23 protein-coding genes and 1 pseudogene are annotated in these 25,503 nt (G+C 34.6%); 20 read left to right on the top strand and 4 right to left on the bottom strand.

What is annotated here, in order from left to right; genetic code table 11:
* Positions 1 to 327: 327 nt before the first annotated feature.
* The 10 genes and pseudogenes from BOQ64_RS08440 to BOQ64_RS08395 all read left to right on the top strand — a co-directional run bounded on the left by BOQ64_RS08440 (position 328) and on the right by BOQ64_RS08395 (position 10,902).
* Positions 328 to 960: a response regulator transcription factor gene (locus tag BOQ64_RS08440; protein ID WP_129057712.1), complete on the top strand. Its 633-nt coding sequence runs from the start codon at positions 328 to 330 to the stop codon at positions 958 to 960.
* Positions 961 to 966: 6 nt separating this feature from the next.
* Positions 967 to 1,746, top strand: a complete 780-nt coding sequence (locus tag BOQ64_RS08435) for a hypothetical protein (protein ID WP_129059683.1) — start codon at positions 967 to 969, stop codon at positions 1,744 to 1,746.
* A gap of 3 nt (positions 1,747 to 1,749) precedes the next feature.
* Complete coding sequence (locus tag BOQ64_RS08430; RefSeq protein ID WP_129059682.1) at positions 1,750 to 2,340, top strand: hypothetical protein; 591 nt, start codon at positions 1,750 to 1,752, stop codon at positions 2,338 to 2,340.
* Positions 2,337 to 3,125 (top strand): sensor histidine kinase, encoded by a 789-nt coding sequence (locus tag BOQ64_RS08425; protein WP_129057708.1) that lies wholly within the window; start codon positions 2,337 to 2,339, stop codon positions 3,123 to 3,125. Before BOQ64_RS08430 ends, BOQ64_RS08425 begins: the two co-directional genes overlap by 4 nt.
* A 126-nt stretch (positions 3,126 to 3,251) precedes the next feature.
* Complete coding sequence (locus BOQ64_RS08420) at positions 3,252 to 3,578, top strand: hypothetical protein (protein ID WP_129057707.1); 327 nt, start codon at positions 3,252 to 3,254, stop codon at positions 3,576 to 3,578.
* Positions 3,579 to 3,603: 25 nt separating this feature from the next.
* A complete protein-coding gene (locus BOQ64_RS08415; protein WP_129057706.1) occupies positions 3,604 to 4,086 on the top strand; it encodes a hypothetical protein in 483 nt (160 codons plus the stop codon).
* A gap of 346 nt (positions 4,087 to 4,432) precedes the next feature.
* A complete protein-coding gene (gene eno, locus BOQ64_RS08410; protein ID WP_047096803.1) occupies positions 4,433 to 5,725 on the top strand; it encodes a phosphopyruvate hydratase in 1,293 nt (430 codons plus the stop codon).
* A gap of 84 nt (positions 5,726 to 5,809) precedes the next feature.
* Positions 5,810 to 7,095, top strand: a pseudogene (locus BOQ64_RS08405) (citrate synthase).
* 562 nt (positions 7,096 to 7,657) lie between these two features.
* Entirely contained in the window at positions 7,658 to 8,722 is a 1,065-nt protein-coding gene (locus BOQ64_RS08400) for a helix-turn-helix domain-containing protein (RefSeq protein ID WP_129057705.1), read from the top strand.
* Positions 8,723 to 8,802: 80 nt separating this feature from the next.
* Positions 8,803 to 10,902, top strand: a complete 2,100-nt coding sequence (locus tag BOQ64_RS08395) for a TonB-dependent receptor domain-containing protein (RefSeq protein WP_228448275.1) — start codon at positions 8,803 to 8,805, stop codon at positions 10,900 to 10,902.
* A 110-nt stretch (positions 10,903 to 11,012) separates the two neighbouring features.
* On the opposite strand, the gene BOQ64_RS23065 is transcribed toward BOQ64_RS08395, so the two are convergent.
* Both BOQ64_RS23065 and BOQ64_RS23060 read right to left on the bottom strand, forming a co-directional pair.
* Positions 11,013 to 11,171, bottom strand: a complete 159-nt coding sequence (locus tag BOQ64_RS23065) for a hypothetical protein (RefSeq protein ID WP_164464413.1) — start codon at positions 11,169 to 11,171, stop codon at positions 11,013 to 11,015.
* A gap of 516 nt (positions 11,172 to 11,687) precedes the next feature.
* A complete protein-coding gene (locus tag BOQ64_RS23060; RefSeq protein WP_164975779.1) occupies positions 11,688 to 11,852 on the bottom strand; it encodes a hypothetical protein in 165 nt (54 codons plus the stop codon).
* 291 nt (positions 11,853 to 12,143) lie between these two features.
* Here BOQ64_RS23060 and BOQ64_RS08390 point away from each other — a divergent pair, with 291 nt between their 5' ends.
* The 10 genes from BOQ64_RS08390 to BOQ64_RS08345 all read left to right on the top strand — a co-directional run bounded on the left by BOQ64_RS08390 (position 12,144) and on the right by BOQ64_RS08345 (position 22,255).
* Positions 12,144 to 13,058: a dimethylarginine dimethylaminohydrolase family protein gene (locus BOQ64_RS08390; RefSeq protein WP_129057704.1), complete on the top strand. Its 915-nt coding sequence runs from the start codon at positions 12,144 to 12,146 to the stop codon at positions 13,056 to 13,058.
* Between the two features lie 83 nt (positions 13,059 to 13,141).
* Complete coding sequence (gene ctlX, locus BOQ64_RS08385) at positions 13,142 to 14,065, top strand: citrulline utilization hydrolase CtlX (RefSeq protein ID WP_129057703.1); 924 nt, start codon at positions 13,142 to 13,144, stop codon at positions 14,063 to 14,065.
* A 21-nt stretch (positions 14,066 to 14,086) separates the two neighbouring features.
* Entirely contained in the window at positions 14,087 to 14,446 is a 360-nt protein-coding gene (locus BOQ64_RS08380; protein ID WP_129057702.1) for an S-adenosylmethionine decarboxylase family protein, read from the top strand.
* A 2-nt stretch (positions 14,447 to 14,448) separates the two neighbouring features.
* Positions 14,449 to 15,912: a DUF4178 domain-containing protein gene (locus tag BOQ64_RS08375; protein WP_129059681.1), complete on the top strand. Its 1,464-nt coding sequence runs from the start codon at positions 14,449 to 14,451 to the stop codon at positions 15,910 to 15,912.
* Between the two features lie 3 nt (positions 15,913 to 15,915).
* Positions 15,916 to 16,107, top strand: a complete 192-nt coding sequence (locus BOQ64_RS08370; protein WP_129057699.1) for a hypothetical protein — start codon at positions 15,916 to 15,918, stop codon at positions 16,105 to 16,107.
* A 12-nt stretch (positions 16,108 to 16,119) separates the two neighbouring features.
* A complete protein-coding gene (locus BOQ64_RS08365) occupies positions 16,120 to 16,335 on the top strand; it encodes a DUF350 domain-containing protein (protein ID WP_045491052.1) in 216 nt (71 codons plus the stop codon).
* Positions 16,328 to 17,842: a polyamine aminopropyltransferase gene (locus BOQ64_RS08360; RefSeq protein WP_129057698.1), complete on the top strand. Its 1,515-nt coding sequence runs from the start codon at positions 16,328 to 16,330 to the stop codon at positions 17,840 to 17,842. The genes BOQ64_RS08365 and BOQ64_RS08360 overlap by 8 nt, the downstream gene beginning before the upstream one ends.
* Positions 17,817 to 19,406, top strand: a complete 1,590-nt coding sequence (locus BOQ64_RS08355) for an NAD(P)/FAD-dependent oxidoreductase (RefSeq protein ID WP_129057697.1) — start codon at positions 17,817 to 17,819, stop codon at positions 19,404 to 19,406. Before BOQ64_RS08360 ends, BOQ64_RS08355 begins: the two co-directional genes overlap by 26 nt.
* 41 nt (positions 19,407 to 19,447) lie before the next feature.
* Positions 19,448 to 20,473, top strand: a complete 1,026-nt coding sequence (locus tag BOQ64_RS08350) for a hypothetical protein (RefSeq protein WP_129057696.1) — start codon at positions 19,448 to 19,450, stop codon at positions 20,471 to 20,473.
* A 27-nt stretch (positions 20,474 to 20,500) separates the two neighbouring features.
* Positions 20,501 to 22,255, top strand: a complete 1,755-nt coding sequence (locus tag BOQ64_RS08345; protein ID WP_129057695.1) for a discoidin domain-containing protein — start codon at positions 20,501 to 20,503, stop codon at positions 22,253 to 22,255.
* 44 nt (positions 22,256 to 22,299) lie between these two features.
* Here the strand turns inward: BOQ64_RS08345 and BOQ64_RS08340 are convergent, their stop codons facing one another.
* Together BOQ64_RS08340 and BOQ64_RS08335 are read right to left on the bottom strand one after the other, a co-directional pair.
* Positions 22,300 to 23,154 carry an alpha/beta hydrolase gene (locus BOQ64_RS08340; protein WP_129057694.1) on the bottom strand — a complete coding sequence of 285 codons (855 nt, stop codon included), beginning with the start codon at positions 23,152 to 23,154 and terminating at the stop codon, positions 22,300 to 22,302.
* 82 nt (positions 23,155 to 23,236) lie between these two features.
* Positions 23,237 to 25,498, bottom strand: coding sequence for a TonB-dependent receptor domain-containing protein (locus BOQ64_RS08335; RefSeq protein WP_129057693.1), 2,262 nt, complete (start codon positions 25,496 to 25,498; stop codon positions 23,237 to 23,239).
* Positions 25,499 to 25,503 lie beyond the last annotated feature (5 nt).

The raw sequence follows: 25,503 nt of genomic DNA, 5'->3' as shown, positions 1-25,503 counted from the left end.
TTCAATATGATTTTTACCCTTTAATTTTACAAAAATCATGCCTTACAATATGATGATTTTTTGCTGTTTTTACACAAATAATTTTCCTTTTTTCTTGTAACCGGATAAGAGTTATATCTGGTAATAAGTAACAGAATCATTACCAATACAATGACTTTTTGTATTTGTTAAAATTTATTGAAAAAATCTGATGTTGAAATGGAAAAATAATTAATTTTAATAGGAATAAAAACGAACCATAACTATCAACTCAAATCTTAAGATTACACAAAAGTGTAATTGACTCCGATCTTTTTTCTGATGAACTTTGCTTCAAATAATAAAAACATGAGCATTTCCATTGCCATAGTAGAAGACGAAAAGAACTACAACAATGCGTTGAAGAAGGTAATCAATTACCAAAAGGATATGAAAGTAGTGGCTCAGTTCTTTGATGGGAATGATGCCTTGAAAAACCTTCCCGATATTTCTCCCGATGTTGTTATGATGGATATTCAGTTACAGGATATGCTGGGTACTGAAATCATTGAAAGGCTCAAAAAGGAAATGCCGCAAACCCATTTCATTATGTGTACAAGTTTTGAAGATGATGAAAAGATCTTTAATTCTTTAAAAGCTGGAGCGATGGGATATCTTGTGAAGGGTGAAAGTATGGATAAAATACTCTCTTCAATCCGGGATGTTTATAATGGTGGGGCACCAATGAGTTTTTCGATTGCCAGAAGAGTATTGCAGCATTTCGAAAAAAAACTTCCAGAGATTAAAGGCTTCGATGAACTTACAGAACGGGAAAAGGAAATTCTTGAACTGCTATCACAGGGACTTCTTTACAAAGAGATTGCGGATAAAAAGTGTATCAGCATAGATACTGTGAAAAAGCATGTGGGTAATATTTACAGAAAACTCCACGTCAGTAATAAAGTGGAGGCTATTAATAAATTTAACCATTTTAAAAACTAAGAAATCATGGAATCATTAGAAAAAAGAAGATCTATCATTAATCACATATTTGAGGATCTTGAATCTTTAGGAAGTAATGATCTTATTGCTATTTCCAATTTTAGTGCCTCATTATCTAAGGTTACAAGCGACAAAAAGAAAACAAATGAAGATGTATATAAACTGTTAAATTTTTATCAACAAGATGAAAAGCAAGATTCTGGACCTATGTCATCTGACCTAGGAGAAGCCGCAATTAAATTATTTAATGTTCAGAGTTTTTCATATCTACAGAAAATTTTTAAACTTACTCCTGACTTAATTCATTTCTTATTAAAAGAAAAAAATGATGTAATTGATCTTTTTATTGTAGAGCGTCCAAGTATTTATGACCCTACAATATTTTGTTTAGATGTTGCTTATAAAAATAGTTCAGATGGAGAATATTATTGTATTGATAATGTAAATGGTGGAGTTGTAATGAAAGATTTTGGAGCTGTACAAGGAACTTTTGAAAATAGGTCAAAACCTAAGTTGGATATTGGAGAGAATCCTAATAAATATACTTGTCCTACAAAAATAATGATTAATAAATCGCATTTTGCTGAATTTCAAAAATTTGAAGTAGGTAAAGTTAATCCTAAGATATATTTAATTACAGCAATTAATTTAGATAAAACCCAAAATGATTTCTTTAAAAGAGTAACATTGGTTATGAATTTTGGAGATGTAAAGGATAATGTGTACCATCCTGATATGAGATATTATTTTGACACCTATCATTTATGCCCGCCAGGTGGATGTTAAGTTATGGTACAAGATATTATATATAATTGTTTATTAATTCTTTGTCTTGCTGTTTCATGTTATAATGAGAGAGCAAGGCAGAATTATTTTTGGATTTATTTCCTATTGGTACTATGTTATGAATTATTTTTCAGTTATAAGTGGATAGGAATAAAAATCTATACTACGTCAGCTATCTTATACTCTCTTTTTTTTGTAAATGTTTATCTAAAAGAATTACTTGATAGGAGAAAATATTTAGTTAAATGGAGCTTAAATATTATAGTTTTAGGTATAGGAATATATTTATATCCAGAGAATGGATATTCTATTAGTTTAGGAATTATGATGGCTTTTATTTTTATAATACTTGGACTTGTTTGGCTTTTTAATGAATTTAAAATTAATAGCCAGGTGAGTTTAATGGAAAAACAGTTCTTTTGGGTAAGTGTCTCACTGTTGCTTTGGGCTGTTTTTTTTCTTTTTAGATTGGTTCCAATGAATTTATTTGAAAAAGAAGACTTTGAGTTTTTAAAAAGTATTAATATAATATTTCAATGGGTAACGATTGCTTCATATTTTATTTTCTTTAAAGGATTATTTTGCAAATTATGAATGAATTACCAGCCCAAATAAAGCAGGTTTATATCATGGCTATAGTTGTGATGATGCTTTTTGTTGCATTTATTATACTGGTAGTGCTAATGTATAATCGTAAACAACTTCTATACTTAAAAGAACAACAGCTCAAAGAATCTGAACACCAAAATCAGCTTCTCCAAAAAGAACTCGAACAACAAAAATCTATTGAGAAAGAGAGAGAACGTATTTCCCACGATATGCATGATGATCTTGGTGCTGGTATTTCTGCATTAAAACTTCAGGCGGAATTTCTAAAATATAAGATTGAAGACAATGAACTTCAGAGTGATATTGATGAATTGCTGAAAACTTCAGAAGAAATGAATATCTCCATGAGAGAAATGCTTTGGAGCCTGAACTCCGGAAATGATACATTAGGAAGCTTTGTTGATTATGCTATACTGTATGCAGGAAGTTTTTTAAAGAAAACAAAAGTGGTACTTCATCCAGAATGCGGAAATATTATTTCTCAGACTCCCATGTCTACAGAAATGAGGCGTAATCTTTTTTTATGCTTAAAAGAAGCTATTAATAACGTATATAAACATAGTCAGGCAAATACTCTAAAACTGTCCTTTTCCCAAAACGAAAATCAATTCTTAATAACTATAGAAGATAATGGGATAGGTATTCCTGACAGCCAATCAGGGGGAAATGGACTTCGGAATATGAAAAGAAGGATGATCGAAGTAGAAGGAGAGTGTAAGATCTTATCTACAAGCTCCGGAACTAAGCTGACCTTTGAAGTAACACTGTAATTACTATTCACTTTTATTATTGAAAGCATCATTTTTAATGGTGCTTTTTGCTTATATAATCACCCTTTTGTGTAATTGACAGATATGTTTTTTAGAGTGAACTTTGAGCTAATAAAACTGATAGCCATGAAAACTCTAATTAATGACAGCATTGAAGATTTGGAAGCTGCGTTGAAAAGCAGTAGTTACCTTCAGGAGAAATTTAAAATAAACCCTGTAGAAGCAATTAAGAATATGGAGATTAGAAATCCAAAAGATACAGATTACTGGATTTACAGGATTATTGTTATTATGCTGGGATTGACCATTATTGCCATCATAGCAGGGCTTATTCTTCTTTCCTTTTGGAGTGACGGTAAACCGGATAGTCAATTGGTAACCATTTTTGCTACAATCTCATCAGGTGCTATAGGTGCTTTAGCTGGTCTTTTATCTCCATCACCTAGAAAATAGTTTAAGAAATGAAAAAACTACGATTATGAGAACTAGAAAAGATCAACTCACAAGAATTATAAATACCCAATCTCAATTACTTAATCTCAAAATCATGGAATTACAGATGAGTAGTGTTTCATCAGATATACAGGAAAACGATGGCAGGTATGTTACTGCCAAAAATATAAGACTTCCTGATGATGAATCTCAGATTACGGTTTCCATTTATTTTGGTGGTGAGGGACAGCTGGGATCTGCTACTCTTAAGGTTTTGAGAACGAATCAGGAAAGTAGATTTATAAAAGGATCTATTGACAATATTTTAATAGGAACATGCAATGACCTGATTGGGCAGGTCTTGAGTATAGAATCGTTTATACAGGATACAGGTAGAGAATGTAATAAAACTATTTTGACTGTAAAGATCAGACAGTCAGGAAGAGTTATTTACAATGATACTCATATTTCTGAAGTGAAGACTGAGGGAGAAGCTTCATTATTTACCCATCATATTACATTTTATTAGAAATAGGATGAAAGCTCTGAGCTTGATTCATTCTATTTGTATATATAGTTTCAATTATGAGCTAGCTAAAAACCAAGTATTTTTATTTGATAAAGCTTTTAATGGAAATAATGATTTAAAGACAATATTTAAACCCAATTTTTACTCTCTGGTATTTATTAATATCAGAGAGTTTTTATAGATAAATTCACCCATTAAAATTCTAATTTATAACAAACAGCTTTTCCAGTTTATCATAATATAAATTAACTAAAATTTAACGGCTAATTATTTCAAAAAGATCACCCTGAACTACCCCAAAAAGTTAAATTTTGATTAAATTTGTCTAAACTAAAAAAAATAAAAAATGAGTGCAATTTCTTACATAGAAGCAAGACAAATTTTAGATTCCAGAGGTAATCCTACCATTGAAGTGGATGTATTTACAGAAAACGGTGCTATGGGTCGTGCAGCTGTTCCTTCAGGAGCATCTACAGGAGAACATGAGGCTGTAGAATTACGTGACGGAGGTTCAGAATACCAGGGAAAGGGAGTTTTGAAAGCTGTTGAAAATGTAAAAGAAGTAATTGCAGAGAATTTAGTTGGTCAGCCGGTTTTTGAACAAAACTATATCGATCAGATTATGCGTGACCTTGATGGAACGCCTAACAAAGGAAATCTTGGTGCTAATGCTATCCTTGGAGTTTCTTTAGCAGTAGCAAGAGCTGCAGCTGCAGAACTGGGAATGCCTCTATACAAATATGTAGGTGGTGTAAATGCAAACACCCTTCCTGTTCCAATGATGAACGTAATCAACGGTGGTTCTCACTCAGATGCGCCTATCGCATTCCAGGAATTCATGATTATGCCGGTAAAAGCTGATTCTTTCTCTCACGCATTGAGAAAAGGAACAGAAATTTTCCACAACCTTAAATCTATCCTTAAAGGAAGAGGTCTTTCTACAGCAGTAGGAGACGAAGGAGGTTTTGCTCCAACTTTCAACGGAACTGAAGATGCTTTGGATACATTACTTCAGGCGATCGAAAAAGCAGGTTATAAGCCAGGTGACGACATTATGTTGGCATTAGACTGTGCTGCTTCAGAATTCTATAAAGACGGAACTTACGACTACAGAAAATTCGAAGGAGATAAAGGAGCTCACAGATCAAGAGAAGAGCAGGTTTCTTACCTTGCTGAATTAGCAGCTAAATATCCAATCATCTCTATCGAAGATGGTATGCAGGAAGATGACTGGGAAGGATGGAAAATGTTAACTGATAAAATCGGTGACAGAGTACAGCTAGTAGGGGATGACTTATTTGTAACAAATGTTGACAGATTATCAAGAGGAGTAAAAGAAGGAATTGCGAATTCAATCCTTGTAAAAGTAAACCAGATCGGTTCACTTTCTGAAACAATGGCAGCAGTACAGATGGCTCAGAACAACAAGTTCACTTCCGTAATGTCTCATAGATCAGGAGAAACTGAAGATTCTACCATCGCTGATTTAGCAGTAGCTATGAACTGTGGTCAAATCAAAACAGGTTCAGCTTCAAGATCAGACAGAATGGCAAAATACAACCAGTTATTGAGAATTGAAGAAGCTCTTGGTGAAACTGCAATTTTCCCAGGCTTAGAAGCATTTAAAATTAAAAGATAATCGAATTTATAAATAACGGCAAGCGATAATTTTTGTTTGCCGTATTTTATGGAAAGTGGTATATTTAAAAAAAATAAATAAATAATGTCAGACAACAAAGTAATATTGAATTACGACGGTAATTCATATGAATATCCAATCGTGGATAGTACTATCGGAGACAGAGGGATTGATATTTCAAAATTAAGAGACCAGACAGGTTTGATCACTCTGGATTTAGGTTACAAAAATACAGGAGCTACTATTAGCGACATCACTTACTTAGACGGAGATAAAGGAGAATTATTCTACAGAGGTTATCCAATTGAGCAAATTGCTGAGAAATCTAACTTCACAGAAGTAATGTATCTTTTATTACATGGAGAATTACCTACTCAGGATCAATTTACTTCTTTCGACAACAATATTAAAAAATATAACTTCATTGCAGACGAGATGAAAAAATCATCGATGTTTTCCCTCGTTCTGCTCACCCTATGGGAGTTTTATCTTCTATGACTTCTGCTTTAACAGCTTTCAACCCAAAGGCAGTTAACGTAAACTCTAAAGAAGAAATGGATCATGCTGCTGAGCTTATGATCGCTAAGTTCTCTCACCTTTGTGCTTGGACTTACAGAAAAACTCAAGGTTTACCATTAAACCACGGGGATAACAACCTAAACTACGTAGAAAACTTCTACAAAATGGCATTCAGATTACCAAATGCAGATTTCGAAATCGATCCGGTAGTTGTAAATGCATTAGATAAATTATTAATCCTTCACGCTGACCACGAGCAAAACTGTTCTACTTCTACAGTAAGAATGGTAGGTTCTGCTCACACAGGTCTTTTCGCTTCTATCTCTGCTGGGGTATCAGCTCTTTGGGGGCCACTTCACGGTGGTGCTAACCAGGCTGTAATCGAAATGCTTGAGCTTATCGAAAAAGATGGTGGTGACGTATCTAAATATGTTGCTAAAGCTAAAGATAAAGGAGATAGCTTCCGTCTAATGGGATTCGGACACAGAGTGTACAAAAACTTCGACCCAAGAGCGAAAATTATCAAGAAAGCTGCTGATGATATCCTTAAAGCATTAGGGATCCAGGATAAAGCTCTTGACATTGCAATGCAGTTAGAAAGAGTAGCACTTGAAGATGAGTACTTCGTAGAAAGAAAACTATATCCAAATGTAGACTTCTATTCAGGTATCATCTACAGAGCGTTAGGAATTCCTACAGAAATGTTCACTGTAATGTTTGCATTAGGAAGACTTCCAGGATGGATTTCTCAGTGGAAAGAAATGAGATTGAAAGGAGACCCAATCGGAAGACCAAGACAGGTTTACCAAGGTGCTCAGGAAAGAAACTATATCGATATCGCAAGCAGATAATATTTGCTTATACCATATCAAAATCCCAAGGCTTGCTTTGGGATTTTTTGTTTTTTAATGATGAGGAGCTATTTCCCGCTATCCACTCATACTCCTCGCGCCAAGCCTCTCCAGTGCAGACTGCGGGGTAACCGTTTCTATCGGGGCTAGGGTATGAGTAATAAGCAATGAATAATAAGTAATAGGATTAGCTTTATAGCTAATGAAAGTCCTATGCAAACAATATTTCTAACAAAATAAATTAGCATCTGTGAAAATCTGCGCGATCTGTGGGAGATTAAAAAACAAATTACCGAACCATTTTATCCACAATAGTATCCACAAAGCTTATCATTCAATAGAGACGGGCTTTAGCCAAAACCTAAAAAAACATTCCATCCTGATTTTACAAAAAATATCAATCTATCTGAAATTCAATCCAATAATTCATTAAATTTACTCAGTACATAATTATAATTAAATAGCCGATGTTTATTGGTAAAATATATGGGAAATCATTCTATTATAATGAAGACATAGGGCTGGTTGATTATATTCGTGTTAAAAATTAAAACAAAAAACGATGACCTTCGGACAACAGATACTTTTTTTCTTCAGCGCAGTGGGGGCTTTCAATGGGCTCTTATTGGGAATTTATCTGTTATGTATCAAAAAGTTGAAAAATCTTCCCGATTTTTTTCTGGGAATTCTTCTCCTGATGTTCAGTTTACGGGTAGGAATTTCTGTATGTATTTATTTTTATCCGGATTTACCTAGGGTTATTCAGCATTTGGGGATGCCTGCATTATTTTTTACAGGACCTGCGCTGTATTATTACGTTAAATCTTCCTTTCAGAATGATCAGTTTGATGTGAAGACCTGCTTGAAAACATTCGGAATAATGACACTTATTTTGGGAGTTGTTGGATTGCTGTATTTATTTTTTCCGGTGACCTGGGACCGTTATTTTGGTACTTTTATTTATACGGCTTGGTCGGTATTTGTATTTCTTACTGTGTACCAATACTATATTTTTTCAAAACAGAATATTGTAAGTCCGAATAAATTTGTTCTTCCGGTTCTCGTGAGTAATGTTATTATATTTTTAGCTTATCAATTGATTGCTACAGGTTGGGTACAGATTTATTGTGCTGGGGGAAGTTTGGTTTTTTCATTCGTTCTGTATGCTAATTTTTTAATTTTATTCAATAGAAAATATCAACATATTCCGGTAAAAGAAACTAATAGCAGGTACTCTAATAAAAAGATTTCAGAAGAACAGGCTGATAGTTTTGTTTCTAAATTGGAAAGATTGATGAACTCAGAAGAACTTTATAGAAATCCGAATTTGAAATTAAGTGATTTAGCTTCTAAAATGAATATGTCAGCCCATCAGCTTTCTCAGTTGCTGAATGATAATTTAGCCAAGAGTTTTTCTACTTATATCAATGAGTACAGAATCAATGAAGCCTGTGAAAAAATAAATAATGGGTCTTATTTAAAAATTGAAGAGATTGGATATGAAGTAGGATTTAATTCTAAGTCTACATTCTTCTCAACTTTCAAGAAGATAAAGAATACAACACCTCTTTTGTATAAACAGGTACAAACCCCGTCTGAATCAAGGATTCACAGTCTTAATTTATAATTTCGTACTGCGGAATTTAAACTTCAAAACCCAATTTTTGCTTTAAGCCGATACTTTTGATCTCATAAAATATAAAATTTATGATGATCAAATTATGGTTTTTCCTGTTGTTATTATTGCTGTCAGTTTTTGGAAATGCACAGGAGATTATAAAAGCAAAACCTTCGGATTCTTTGGCCGGAACAAAATCTATCACTACAAATATTTCAGAAGTCGTTATTCAGTCTGCTTCAAGAAATATAAAGCTGAATGATGGAAATATGGTAATGGCTGTTTCCGGAAATAAAGATTTTAAAACGTCCATCAATCTGCTTGAAGTGTTGAGAAAAACACCTGGGGGAACTGTTGATCAGGAAGACGGAATTTTTATTGGTGGCAGAATATCTCCTGCTATTTTTATTGACGGAAGACCAGTTGTGATGAGTGTTCAGGAATTGCAGGCTTATTTACGGTCATTATCTCCTGAAATGGTAGAATCTTTGGAAGTGAATTCCAATCCTTCCTCAAAATATGATGCAGAATTTAAAGGGATTATTGATATTAAACTAAAAAAGAATACCAATCTTGGATGGAAAGGAAATTACAATGGAAATATTTATGTTAATAGATTCAATTCCAGAGAAAATTCTTTAAACCTTTCCTATAATACCGGAAAAGTTGTTTATACCCTTCAGGGAGGATATAATGATGGTATTTCCACTTATCGTTATAATGCTTTGCAGCGTTTGGCTAATACCAATGTCATGCGTACCAATACCTACCAAAAAAATAAAGGTACAGTTTACAATATCCTAACAGGAGCAGATTTCAGATTGAATGATCATAACAGGCTTAGCTTACATATAAGAGGAAATTTTCGGAATAATGATTACATCCGTTCAGGATCATTATATACTACTGACAAATTTGAAACACAGCTGGTTTCTCATTCTTTAAGTGAAAACCCTTCAGACAATTCGCAGAATAATTATGGGATAGCAACTGATTATTCTTTTCAAAACAAAGGATTCAGATTCAGCTTTATAGGAAACTATCTTGCGGTTAGAAACACACAAAAAGATGATTTTATTAATAGAAATCAATCTACGGCCAGTCTTTTATCCCATTGGAAATCCGATCTTTTTAATAAAATTGATATTTATACTGCTCAAATTGATGTTTCACAAAAAATTAGAAATGCAGATATTGAAGCAGGGATTAAATACAGTTATTCTGATACCTATAACAATATCAGATATGATACCTTATCCGTCACTAGGCAATTTGAATTTGATCCGTCAAGAAGCAATGTGTTTTCCTATAAAGAGAAAATTTTTGCAGGTTATCTGGCTTATAAGCAGAAATTTGGAAAGCTTCAGATGAATGCAGGGATAAGATTTGAAAATACAAACAGTATTTCTAATGCCGTTACTGCTGATTCTATTGTTTCAAGAAACTATTTGGAGTGGTTGCCATCCTTTAGTGCGAATTATACATTTAATAAATCAAATGAACTTTCTTTTTCCTACAGCAGAAAAATGACAAGACCAATTTTCTCTCAACTTAATCCGTTCCGTTTCTATTTTAGCCCTTTGAATTATTGGATAGGAAATCCTTATCTGCAGCCTTCATTCACAAGCCAGTTTAAGATCACCTATCGTCATAAAAACTGGGTGACAAGTTTGAGTATTGGAAAAGAAAAAGAGGTGATGACCCGCTATCCGATATATAATCCGGAAACCAATGTGCTGGAATATCTGGGAACCAATCTTCCCTATAGAAAGTTTGCAGCTTTGGAAACTAGTTTTCCTATCAGAATTACAAAATGGTGGAATACTACCAGCCAAATTACAGGGTATTACAATTATGAATTCAGACCTTATTTGGATGAGGTTTTTGCACTGGATATCTATAATTATGAGGTAAGAGTCAATCAGGTTTTTACATTGCCTGAAGGATATACAATTAATCTATTTGCCAATTATGAATCTAAAACAGGGAATAGTCTTTATATTATTAAGCCGCGTTATACGGTAGATCTTTCTGTTCAAAAATCCTGGTTAGATAATAAGCTGAATACAAAGATTGGTTATAACAATATCTTTGATTCCAATGACCAAAGTTTAGAATTCAGGCATAAACAGATTATGGATAACCGATTTACCCATTGGTGGGATAGCAGCAGACTGTTTTTTCATTGAGCTATACCTTTGGAAGCTCAAAATATCAGGTTAAAGAAATTCAGAAAACAGAAGAAGAAAATAGAGCCAGATAAAAGAAAACCTGCTTTTCAAAAGCAGGTTTAATATTCTTATGGGCAAACACAGTTACCACATGTCCAGATTCTGCAACTTCCATCTTCATTCCACTCGCAGCAGTATCTTTCTCTGTTTATTCCACCGATTACCGATTTTTGTTGCTCTCTTCCTAATTTTTGTGCATTTTTCAGCACAGGATTTTTCTTGTTCATGATTTTGTTGTTTTTGATGTTAATAGATAGTTAAGTTCTGATTTTTTATGGACATTGACATCTATCACAAGTATAGAGCGTGCAATTTCCTGACGGACCCCATTCACAGCATCTTTTGCCTGTTGAGATTCCTATTCCACCTACTACTGATTTTTGTTGCTCTCTTCCTAATTTTTGTGCGTTTTTTAGCACAGGATTTTTCTTGTTCATGATTTTGATTTTTTGATGTTGATAGTTAAGTTTTAAACAATATAATTTAATGATAAATTATATCACTAATATATGATTTTATTTTGTTTAAAAAAGAATTTTTTATTATTATGTGTGTGAAATTTAATAAGTTGTATTGTATTAAATAGAATTTCAACAATTTTTTATCATAAAATAAAGAAGGTAGAGTACGACTCAGAAAGGTGAAATTGAAAGTTCCTGTTACAAAAACCCTTGTACATATAATTTGATGTAGGCTCATTAAAAAAGCCGTCTCAAAATTCATGAAACGGCTTTCTCAATATTTTATGGACAACCACATCTGTTACATACCCAGAGGAAGCATGCTCCGGTTACATCATCATATTCACAGCATTTTCTGGGACCAGTGAATTCACCTCCGATAATAGATTTCTGCTGGTCTCTTTCTAATTTTCGTGCATTTTTCAGCACAGGGTTTTTCTTGTTCATGACTTTGTTTTTTTGATGTTAATAATAAAGTTTTAGCATATATAATTTCGCGAAAATTATATCACTAATGTAGGATGTTGAATTGTAAAAAAATCTATTTTTTCGTTTTTATGTAGATGAAATGTAGTAGGTTGTAGACGTTTTTATATGCTTTATACTACGGTTTGTTGGATAGGGGGAGAATTTCGCTAAAAGAAGACGCCTGAGAAGGCCAATTTTCAGGGATAAAATAATCCAAAAATTTTCTAGATAGAGACCTTTACTTATATTTGTAGTATTGCATAAATCTTTATGAGACTAAACATTAAAAACGAAACGGGTAGGCTGAGATCAGTAGTTCTGGGCCAGCCTAATTCACTGGGAGCTATTCCCACGCTAGAGGAAAGTTATGACGCGAAGTCGTATTACTCAATCGAACACAACATTTATCCTAAAGAAGAGGATATTATCAATGAAATGAACGCTTTTGAAGCGGTATTAAAAAAGTATAACGTTGAAGTACTTCGTCCAAGCATTATTGAAGATTACAACCAGGTCTTTTCAAGAGACGTTGCTTTTGTAATTGATGATAAGATGATCATCTCCAACGTAATTGCAGACAGAGCAGACGAGCAGGAAGCATACAAAAGTGTTTTTGAAAAAGTAGCATGGAGAAAGATCATCAATCTTCCTGAAACCGCACATATCGAAGGTGGAGATGTGATTGTATGGAATGATTTTATTTTCATCGGAACCTGCTTCAGCGAAGATTACAGAAACTATAAAACGGCAAGAACCAACGAGTATGCCATTGAAATTTTAAAAGAGTATTTTCCGAAGAAAAGAATCATTGATCTTGAACTGAAGAAAAACGATAAAGTACCTTTTGAAGGAATCTTACACCTTGACTGTACTTTCAATCCGGTAGGAGAAGATAAATGTATTATCTACAAAAACGGATTTGTAGACGAAAGTGATTACCGTCTTATCATTGATATCTTCGGAGAAGAAAACTGCTTCCACATCAATGATGAAGAAATGTTTGAAATGTTCCCGAATATTTTCTCTATTTCTCCGGACGTAGTAGTTTCCGACAAAGCATTTACAAGAATGAACAACCATTTAAGAAACGAGTGGGGAATGACGGTAGAAGAAATTCCTTACAGAGAAATCTCTAAAATGGGTGGACTGCTGAGATGTTCTACAATGCCACTTGTAAGAGAGTAGTTGAGTTGTAGAGTTATAGGGTAGGAGAGTTTTAGAGTGAGAGAAAATCTTTCAATCTTTTAAATTTTTAATTCAAAAAAGAAATGCAAACAACAGATACAGTATTAATGATAGAACCGATTGCATTCGGTTACAACGCAGAAACTGCAAAAAACAATTATTTTCAGGTAGAACAGACAGGTTCTGATATCCAGTCAAAAGCTTTGGCTGAGTTCAATACCTTTGTTGGGAAGCTGAGAGAGAAAGGAATTAATGTTATTACCATTAAAGATACATTGGATCCTCATACACCAGATTCTATCTTCCCAAATAACTGGGTAAGTTTCCATAAAGACGGGAAAGTGGTTTTATATCCGATGTTCGCTTCCAACAGAAGAGTGGAAAGAAGAGATGATATTCTTGAGAGCATCAAAGGTCAGGGATTTGATATTACTGAAATTGACGACTGGTCATTTCCTGAAACCCAAGGTCATTTCCTTGAAGGAACAGGAAGTATGATCTTCGATCATGATAATAAGATTGCTTATGGTTCTGTTTCTTTGAGACTGGATGAGAATTTATTCAGAGAATTCTGTGCAAAATATGGTTTTACACCAGTAGTGTTCCATTCTTATCAGACAGTAGGTACAGAAAGACTTCCTATTTATCACACTAATGTTATGATGTGTGTAGCTGATAAATTTGTAGTCATTTGCCTTGACTGTATTGATGATGGGCTGGAAAGAGAAAAGGTAATTGAAACCATCAAGAATTCAGGAAAGGAAATCGTTGAAATTTCAGAAGAGCAAATGCAGCAGTTTGCAGGAAATATGCTTCAGGTTCAGAATAAAGAAGGGGAGAAATTCCTTGTGATGAGCCAGACTGCTTATCAGTCTTTAAATCCGGAGCAGGTAGCAGCCATTGAAAAGTATTGTGGAATTATTTACTCAGATTTAAATACCATTGAAGTAAATGGAGGGGGAAGTGCAAGATGTATGCTTGCAGAAGTTTTTCTACCAAAAAAATAATATATTTACGAAAAAAATTAATTGAACCCATTATCAAATAAAGGTTTACATATTCTTCTGACTTTGGAAACAGAGTCAGAAGATTTGTTATTAGACAGCACAGGTTTTCTTGCCTTTACAGAAAATATACTGAAAACAAAAGAAGTAGAGATTGTAGGAATTACCAATCATGTTTTTGAAAATCAGAGTTTCACTTCGGCAGTATGTCTTAAAGAATCTCATCTCTGTATTCATACGTGGCCGGAATTTAAACAGCTTACTTTTGATGTTTTTCTTTGTAACTATACTCAGGACAACACGGCAAAAGTAGAGCAGATTGCAGATGAGGTTGTTCAGTATTTTAAAGCTAATACCATTCAGAAACACAAAATTTACAGATAAAAATGGATCAAATCTGTCCTCATTGCGGGGCTAACAACAACGAAATGGCCATAGATTTTGCCATTGAAGAATTTATCTGCAGCCATTGTAACAATCTTGTTACCATAGGGCAGTCTACCCAAAGAAAGATTGTTAAAAAACCTGTGGAAAACGTTGTTTTGGAAGTTGGGCGCAAAGGAATACTCTATGGAACCGAGTACTGGGTGATTAATATTGTTATTAAAAAATATGGTTCAGATACCTTTTGGCGGGAATATTCATTAAAAGACCGCGCTGGAAACAATGTTTATCTCAGTGAAAGTGATGGGCATTGGGTTCTTCTCCGCCCGGTAGATTTTGCTTTTAAAGAATTCAAATATTATGCTGAGGCAAATGGAAAGAATTACAGATGGTTCGAAACTACCCCTTGTACAGTGTATGCTGCTACCGGTTTTTTTGAAGATAAATTGCAGTTTGGACTGGCTACTTATAAAGAATATGTAAACGGCACTGAAATGATTTCCCGTGAGGAATACGGAAAATCCGTCCAGTTTTTCAAAGGAAACCATATTTCAAGATTTGAAATCAAAAAAGCATTTGGCGCTACAGAGATGCCTTACCGCACCGGAACCGGAATTGTTCAGCCGTTTTACTTTAATGTTAAGCAATGTACCAATATCATGGCCATTACGGCTTTATTGATCTGTATTTTGCAGCTGTATGTAGTGACTTCCAGAAGTAATCAGACAATTTTTGAACAGAGAATCAATTTTACAGATGTTACAGATAAGGAAGTGGTGAGTAAAAGCTTTACCCTTTCAGGTGGATCTGCGCCGCTACAGGTATATGCCTCTTCTAATGTGGATAACTCCTGGGCTAATGTTGGGCTTAGCCTTGTGAATGAGAAAACCAATGAAGTTATTTATGCTTCTAAAGATATTGAACAGTATTCAGGATATGAAGACGGAGAAAGCTGGAGCGAAGGAAGCCAGACCGAAGAATTTAACTTATGCGGTATTCCTGGAGGGACTTATCATTTTCTGATTTCTGCCGAGAAAGAGGGAGGAGCCAAAGATCCGTTTAAATCCGGTTACAGACCAGCAAATTCAGACTTCTCAATTGTTAAAAATGATACCGGAAGTTTTTTTCTCAAAAACGATAAAAATCAAACAGTCAGTACCTATAATGATATAGAAGCTCTTACAAAAGATATTATATTAAGAACAGGCCTTCAGAATACTACAAAAGAAACAGGAAAATTAGATTCTATACTTCTCAATATGCCTCAGGAGTATGGCTATCCTGAAAGTTACGATAAAAACCCAGCCGTTAATATTAAAGCAACGTGGCTTCCGGTTTCCTTCTGGAACTTTGGAATTGTTCTGGTTTGTCTCATCATATTTGTTGTAGGGAGCCATTGGATGAAACGTACTTTTGAATATGGAAAATGGAATAACAGTTCTAATTCACCTTACGCTAATAATTAAACAATGGAAAGATTAACTCATTATATCAAAAGCAACTGGCTGTTACTGTCAATCGGAGGACTTTTTATGAGCCTGTTTGTTTATCTTACATTTACCGGAAATCAATTCTGTGACTGTGCGAAAACAGAGAAATATCGCGATGGAACTACAAAAAGCCATTCCAGAGCAGGATTTTACAGATACTATCACAAATAAAAATTAAAAACTATGGACAATATTAATTTCTTACCAATATTAAACTCGGTTCTTTACTCATTTTTAGGAATCGCTATTCTGCTTGTATGCTATTTCATCATTGAAAAACTTACTCCGGAAAAAACATGGCATGAGATTGCTCAGAATAAAAATATAGCATTGGCTATTGTGTTCGGAGCATTTATCATCGGAATTTCAATGATTATAAGCGCAGCAATTCATGGATAAGAAGAGGATTCCTCTTGAGCTGCTTTTACTGTTTTCTGTATTTGTCATTGCGACATGTGGATTGATTTATGAGTTGGTAGCCGGAGCATTGGCGAGTTATCTTTTAGGAGATTCTGTGAAGCAGTTTTCCTTTATTATTGGTGTCTACCTGTTTTCTATGGGAGTAGGTTCCTATCTGGCCAAATTCATTAAGGGAAACCTTATTGATAAATTCGTAGAAATTGAAATTCTGGTCGGAATTGTGGGCGGGGTAAGCTCAGTAGTACTGTTTGTCTTATTTAATACACTGGCCCATTTTGAAAGTGTACTTTACCTTTTTGTCTTTTTTACAGGATGTTTGGTAGGAGTGGAAATTCCGCTTTTAATGAATATTCTGAAGGATAGAGTTCAGTTTAAAGATTTAGTTTCAAATGTATTCGCCTTCGATTATATTGGGGCATTACTGGCATCTATTCTTTTTCCTTTGGTATTAATTCCGCAGCTGGGAATTGTAAAAACACCTTTATTCTTCGGACTTATCAATATTTCTATTGCTATATTCCTGTGCTTTTATCTTAAGAAAGAATTATCAAAACCTTTCTCGTTAAAAATAAAATCAATCGCCGCATTTATTTTGTTGGTTGGGCTTTTCATTTTTTCAGATAAGATACTGTCTTATTCTGAAGAGAAGCTTTACGGGGAAAATGTTGTGTTTACAAAGAGTTCTCCTTATCAGAGAATTGTTTTAACAAGAAATAACAGAGAATTCAGGCTTTACCTGAACAATAACCTGCAGTTTTCCTCAACAGATGAGTATCGTTATCATGAAGCATTGGTACATCCTGCAATGTCGATGGCTAAAAATATTGATAATGTATTGATTCTGGGAGGTGGTGATGGTTTTGCCGCACGTGAAGTCCTGAAATATAAAGAGGTGAAAAAGATTCAGCTTGTTGATCTGGATGGAGAGATGACAGACTTCTTCAAAACCAATGAAACCATGCGAAGGCTGAATCAAAGCTCTTTTTCCAATCCTAAGGTGGAAGTGGTCAATAAAGATGCTTACATCTGGGTAAAAGAGAATAAAAAGAAGTTTGATGTCATCATTATAGACTTTCCGGATCCATCCAATTACAGTTTGGGGAAACTTTATTCTCTGCAGTTTTATAAAGAGCTTGAAAGATTAACAACTCCGGATACTAAAATTGTAGTACAAACCACTTCTCCATATTTTGCTCCGAAATCTTTCTGGTGCATAGAGAAAACCTTAAATCAGATTTTTCCGTTTACATCAGCATATCACACTTACGTTCCTTCATTTGGAGAATGGGGCTTTTCTATGGCTTCCTTTGAACCGGTGAATAATAAAATATACAGAAGACTTCCCAATCTGAAATACTATGATTATGATTTTTCAAAAATATCATATTTCAGTAAAGATATGAAAGTGAATGAAGTAGAAGTTAACCGTCTGGATAACCAGATATTAGTTCGTTATTTCGATGAAGAGTGGGGGAAAGTTCAGTAGAAAAGATTTCCTGAAAACAATAGTGTTAGGTGGGCTGATGCTTCCTTTTCTACAATATTGCGGAAAGAAGGTTAAATTCCTGTTACTGAAAATAACAGGAACCAACCATGTTTTGGGGCATAAGTTATGGGCGAAGGATTTTCCACAATTTTCCGAAGTTATCCACACTAAGTATCTTGTGATAGGTGGTGGGATCTCTGGGCTTTCTGCCTGTAGGTTTTTCAGTCAGCACAATGAAGATGATTACCTTTTACTGGAAATGGAAAATCATGTAGGAGGAAATTCTTCCAATGGACAGAATAAGTTTTCAAAATTCCCACTGGGAGCTCATTATCTGCCTTTACCCAATAAAGAAAATACAGAGATTATTGAGTTTCTTACAGAATGTGGCATCTGCCAGAGCATTGAAGAAGATGGAGAACCTGTTTTGGATGAGTATCAGATGACTTTTCCACAGCAGGAAAGACTGTTCTATAAAAACGCATGGCAGAATGATATTGTTCCCCAAAAAGGAATTTCTGCAGAAGTACAGAAAGAGTTTGACAGATTCTTTAAAATGATGGATGCTTTCCGTGAAAAGAAAGATACTCAGGGAAACTATTGGTTTGCTATTCCTGTTCATGATTCCAGCAGAGAAGATGAGGTTCTCAATTTTGAGAAAGTTGTTTTTAAAGATTGGCTTCAACAACATGATTTCAAGTCTGAAGAATTACTTTGGCTATTGGATTATTCCTGTAGAGATGACTTCGGATTAGGAATTGACTACGTTTCCGCATGGGCCGGGATTCATTATTTTGCGGGAAGAAAAAACAACTGGAGTAAAAAATATAAAGATCAGGTATTCACATGGCCGGAAGGGAATGCAAGATTAACTCATTATCTTTCAAAGTATTCAAAAGATAAAAATTTAACTAAGAATTTAGTTTTTGATATAAATGTTACTGATAAGGTCGAGGTTTTAAGTTTTGACAATTCTCAGAAGAAAACCAGAAAGATCATTGCTGATAAAGTTTTAATGGCTACGCCGCAGTTTGTGAATGAAAGAATTTTCAGCAATAGAAAAGCGTCATCATTTCATTATGTTCCCTGGCTTTTAACTACGATTACTCTGAAGAATGAATTCGGAGGAGATGAAGAGCTTGCTTGGGATAACATAATCTACGGATCTTCCGGATTAGGGTATATTTTCGATCAGCATCAGAATATCAACCAAATCATGGGAGAAAAAGTGATTACTTACTATAAAAGTTTCTCTACAAATGATTGTAAAAAAGCCAGAAAGAAGCTGTATTCCATGAAAGAAGCTGAACTTAAAAATTTAGTTTTAGAAGATATGAAGAAAGCCCATCCATTAATTGAAGATTTTATCCTTGAAATGCAGTTTCATAAAATAGGACATGCCATGATTGCTCCCACACCGGATCAGATTTTTGGCGAAAAAGCAAAAATGGCTAAAGAACCTGTTAGGGAGAAAATATTCTTTGCCCATTCTGATCTCTCAGGAATTTCTATTTTTGAAGAGGCCTTTTATCAGGGAACAAGAACAGCACAACAAATGTTATAAATTTATTTTAACTGATAAGATGTTATAATAAGTATCAATTTATGAAGCAACCCTGGATACATAATGCGAAAACAGACTGGTGGTTTATTTTATCACCACCTTTTCTGGTATTGCTGGTTATTTTTCTTTTTCAGAAACAGATTCAGGGGCTGGAAAATCATTATTCCTTTTATACATGGCTTCTCCTGATTGTTTTTGTAGATGTTGCCCATGTGTATTCCACTTTGTTTAAAACCTATTTTGTAAAATCTGAAGTGCAGAGTAGAAAATTGCTGTATTTTGGAGTACCTGTTCTGAGCTGGTGTTTAGGAATAGCCTTATTTCAGTTAGGTAGTTTAGCATTCTGGTCTGTGCTGGCACTCATTGCTGTTTTTCACTTTATCCGTCAGCAGTACGGTTTTATGAGAATTTATGCCCGTTTTGAACCGAATAACTGGAGCAAGAAAATAGATGAGGTTGCGGTGTATGCAGCCACTATTTTTCCAATGCTGTACTGGTTTCAGACTCCACGTGCCTTTACATGGTTTGTGGATCATGAATTCGACTTGTTTAAGAATCTTCCCAATTATCTTCCTTTCATTAGTGTAACATATTTTGCAATTCTGATCATTTGGATTGTAAAAACGATCATTCAAGTTATAAAAGCTAAGACTGTTAATATACCTAAAACAGCACTCATCACAGGAACTTATCTGTCCTGGTATTTTGGGATTGTATATTTTAATAATGATCTTCTTTTTACTTTCCTGAATGTTGTCTCTCATGGCATTCCCTATATAGCTTTAATCTATATCCGTGAGATCAAACAGAAAGATCAACAACAGCTTAATTGGATGCAGGTATTTAAACCATTTTCAGGAATCTTTTTATTTGTTGGAATCATTTTAGGTTTAGCTTTATTGGAAGAATTTCTGTGGGAAACATTGGTGTGGAATGAACACTTTTCCCTGGACCTGGCGGTTTCCGAAAATCTGCTTCAATTTCTGGTTCCGCTATTAGTTGTTCCGCAGCTTACCCATTATCTTCTGGACGGTTTTATTTGGAGAAAACCAAAAAAAGTTAGCTAACTTTGTCTCAATCTTTAAAATCTAAAAATGAGACAATATATTCTGTCACTAGCCATTTTTCTTGGAATAATGGTAGGGGCTCAGCAGAAAACTTTTTGCAACCCTATTAATATTGATTATGGTTATACTCCTTTTGAAGTTTTTTCAAAACAGGGAAAACATCGTGCTACAGCAGATCCTGTAATTGTTAATTTCAAGAATAAGCTGTTTCTTTTCTCTACCAATCAGGAAGGATACTGGTACAGTGATGATATGCTGGACTGGAAGTTTGTAAAGAGAAAATTCCTCAGAGACAATAAATACATTCATGATCTTAATGCTCCGGCTGTCTGGGCGATGAAAGATACACTGTATGTCTATGGTTCTACCTGGGAGCAGGATTTTCCGATCTGGAAAAGCACAAACCCAACTAAAGATGACTGGAAGATTGCGGTAGATACTTTAAAAGTAGGTGCATGGGATCCTGCATTCCATTATGATGAAGATAAGAACAAATTATACCTGTATTGGGGTTCAAGTAATGAATGGCCTTTGTTGGGAACAGAAGTGAAAGTGAAAAACCTTCAGTCCGAAGGTTTTGTAAAACCCATTATTAAACTGAAGCCTGAAGATCATGGTTGGGAACGTTTCGGGGAATACAATGATAATGTTTTTCTTCAGCCTTTTGTAGAAGGAGCCTGGATGACGAAACATAACGGGAAGTATTATATGCAGTATGGGGCTCCGGCAACAGAATTCAGTGGATATTCCGACGGAGTATATGTAAGCAAAAGTCCTTTGGAAGGTTTCGAGTACCAGCAGCATAATCCATTCTCTTACAAACCGGGCGGTTTTGCGAGAGGAGCGGGGCATGGGGCAACTTTTGAAGACAATTATAAAAACTGGTGGCATGTATCCACAATTTTTATTTCTACCAAAAATAACTTTGAAAGAAGACTGGGAATCTGGCCGGCAGGTTTTGATAAAGATGATGTGATGTACTGCAATACGGCTTACGGAGATTATCCAACTTACCTTCCACAATATGCACAGGGTAAAGATTTTACAAAAGGTCTTTTTGCCGGATGGATGTTACTGAATTATAATAAACCGGTGCAGGTTTCCTCTACTTTAGGAAGCTACCAGCCTAATTATGCTGTAGACGAAGACATCAAGACTTATTGGAGTGCTAAAACAGGAAATTCAGGAGAATGGTTTCAGACTGATCTGGGGGAAGTTTCTACCATCAATGCCATTCAGATTAATTATGCCGATCAGGATGCTGAGTTCATGGGGAAAACCTTAGGAAAAATGCATCAATATAAAATCTATGGTTCCAATGACGGGAAAAAATGGAGTGTAATTGTGGACAAAAGCAAGAATACAAAAGATGTTCCTCACGATTATATTGAACTTGAACAGCCTGCAAAAGCCCGTTTCCTTAAAATGGAAAACCTTAAAATGCCTACCGGAAAATTTGCATTAAGCGGTTTCAGAGTATTTGGAAAAGGAGCTGGAAAACAGCCTGCCAAAGTAGAAGGGTTTGTACCTTTAAGAGCGGATCCTAAAAAATATGGTGAAAGAAGAAGTATCTGGATGAAATGGCAGCAGAATCCTGAAGCTGACGGTTATGTAATTTACTGGGGGAAATCTCCTGATAAAATGTACGGAAGCATTATGGTATATGGAAAGAATGAATATTTCTTTACCGGTGCAGACAGAACAGATGCTTACTATTTTCAGATTGAAGCATTCAATTCCAATGGGGTTTCAGAAAGAACAACTGTTGCAAAATCTGAGTAAATCAAAAAATAAAAGTATAGCACGTTTTGAACCATCAGAACGTGTTATTTTTTGTCTGTCTTTTTAAGAAAAGTTTCAATTTTATCAATAAGAAAAGTATTATTGGGTTGCTTATCCCAATCCAAATGACCGCCGTTAAACTCATAAGATTCATGAATGACATTGTTTTTGCTCAGTATAGAATCCAGGATTTTATTTTGACTTAAAGGAACCACACGGTCGGTATTCCCGTAGTAGGAAAGAGTAGGGGAAGAAGTGATATTAATCCAATGTACCGGACTTACGAAACTGATTGCTGAGGTTTTTACAGGCAGAGTTTTAGCATCAATCAGATGCTTTTCTACAAAAGAATATTCTTCATAGTTCTTGAAACCTTCATCCGAAAGGTCAGCAGGGCCTACGATATTGATCACTGCCTTCACATCTTTATCAGCATCAAAATGATAAGCATAAAGCATTGATAAATGCCCACCGGCACTATTTCCCATAAGAATAAACCTAGGCTTATAGTTGAGTTTCTTTTTCAGAAAAGTAATAACCTTTTTAATATCATCCGTCTGATTGGGTAGAGCATACTGGGTAGCAGAAGCCAGTCTGTAATTCATGTTGACAAAAACATGATCCGGAAACTTTTGCATCATAGAAAGCGTAAAGAAGGTAAGCTGAGACTTATTTCCGCTGCGCCAGCCACCTCCATGAATAATGATGAAAACTTCTTTTTCTTCAGATGCTTTTTTGTCGGGTATGTAAAGATCCATAACCTGTTCCGGATTATCTCCATAATGAATATTTTCCTCTTTATTAAAGCGGATATTATTTCCAAGATTGAATTTACTCTCTTTACATCCGATCAACAAAAAGGAAATAAAGCAGATGACAAATACTAAACTCTTTTTCATACAATTAAAGATAAAAAACCTGTTGACTTTTCAACAGGTTTGTGTACAAAATAATTTGATTGAATATGAAGAAAGATAGTTTTTATCTTGTTCTGCTCTTGATAGAATCGGAAGCCCCTTCAATATCTCTTACTTTTTTCAGTTTTTTATTTCCGAAGTTGTAAGTAAGACTTAATGTAATATTTCTCTGATATCTGTTCTGATGAACATAATTGTAGTTTCCATTGCTTTGATAATCATCAATTACTACAATATTGGTTCTTAAAACATCATTTACATTCAGGGCAAACGTCCAGTCGTTCCAGTTTTTCTTGATACTAAGATCTAAACTTGATAAACTTCGTAGCATACCCAGTTCTATCTGTTGTTTGTCTATGTAGAAGAAGTTTACCCCAAGGAACCATGTTTTAGCCTTATCAAGACGGATGGTATTATTAGTTTGAATCAAAAGACTGGTAGATTTTATATCATTTACATAAGTTACAAATTCTCCAAGCTCATTTTTGAAACGATCTCCAGTAGTAGGATCCATATCTAGACTTCCGTTATTTCTGTTATGTTGAACACCAATGCTAAAATTAGTAGTCCAGTACTGTTTAAAGAATGATTTTTGGATTCCCACCATTGCAGACATTTCCTGACGGTCTCCAAAATTCGTTCTGATATATCTTAAGGCAAGATCTTGGCCCACATCTCCATTTGGTTTCACAGGATATCCCTGTAAAGGAACCTGAGTAATAGCATCTTTAATATAAGAATGGTTTAAAACAACAAAATAAGAATTCTTATACATATACATCAGTTCCTGATTATAAGTGGAGGAAGCTTTTACGAAAGGGTTGTTTTGAGTATAATTATTATCTGTCAGTTTATTTTTTACTGGATTTAATTCCCAAAAGCTGGGTCTTCTCATTCTGCTTGAAAATGAATAAGAGATATTATTTTTATCATTGATCGAATAATTAAGACTTAGGTAAGGAAGTAAATTATTGTAATTTCTTTCAATTCTTTTAAGAGCTTCTGCATCTGAAGGGGGATTATCTGATGTTCCTAAACTGTTGGTAATTTCATACCTTGTTCCCAGTTTTCCTGAGAATTTATCCGAGAACTTCTTCTCAGCAGTAATATAAAATCCGTAAATGTTTTCATTATAGACAAAATGATTAGGCCTAGGATCAAATATGGGTGGTGTATCAAAAATATACGAATCATTTTTCGTATCGTTGTCTGTTTTAGTTTTATTATAATTCCCACCCACAGAAATGGTCAGATCATTCTTGAATTTCTGAATGTAATCTACCATTCCTGAGAAATTATTGATGACTTGTGGAAGATCCTGTATCAATTGTGTACTCCATCCTAATACCTCTCTATTGATATTAGAGTTGTATGTCATATTATTGATATACTGGAATTTTTTATAGTTCAGATAAGATGCATTTACATTCAATTTACTCCCTAAAGAATCAGTTTTTAATTCGTAATTTAAGTTCAGTGAATTATTGTAACTTCTTGAATCCTCTTTGTTTTTAGACCAGGTATATTTTGTGTCATTTTTTGGAGTAATAATCGTATTGAAAAGATTTACTGTAGAATTATAACTCTTATTAGCCCATGTATTCCAGGATAATGCTAAGTTACTTTTATCATTTAATTGATAATCTATATTCAGATAGCCCCCAATATTCTTATTTGGATCATCAATATCACCGGTAGATTCATTGGATGAATTGTCACTGCTATTTTTCAGAGTGTAAGTCTGAGCTTCAATATTCTCTCCGCCACTAAGGCTGGCACTTATTCCCAGTTTATCTTTTCTGTAGTTGGCAGAGAAGCTAGCTTGGCTGCCGTTGTATTTAGCTTGGGTATTAGAAAATCTCATGTTTCCGTTAAGACCATCACTCATTTTTTTCTTTAAAACGATGTTGATAATCCCATCCGAAGATTCCACCTGGTATTCACTTCCGGGAACCGTAATCACTTCAATTTTCTGAATGTTTTCTGCCGGTGTATTTTTCAGGAACTGAGCCAGAGATTCTGCATCCATATTGGATTTCCTTCCGTTGATGTAGATTAATACATTATTCTTTCCTGCAATCTTTAAGGTTTTATCATCTGTTGAAGACAATAATGGAGTCTGTTTCAGAATGTCGAAAGTAGTATTTCCTTTCGCAATAGGAGAAGCAGCAACATCATATACCAGACGGTCACTTTGTTTTTTAAAAACCTGTTTTGTAATGGTAACACCTTCTATATTTTTAGTCTTCGTTGAGTCAGATTTCTTTTCCTGAGCAAAAGCACAAGTCCCGAATATGACAGCTATTGACAAAAGTATACGTTTCATGTTTG

It is taken from the genome of Chryseobacterium sp. CH25, from assembly GCF_004119455.1.
GTDB lineage: Bacteria > Bacteroidota > Bacteroidia > Flavobacteriales > Weeksellaceae > Chryseobacterium.
Note: the sequence above shows the minus strand (reverse complement) of the source record. Positions and strands in the feature narration are given on the sequence as shown.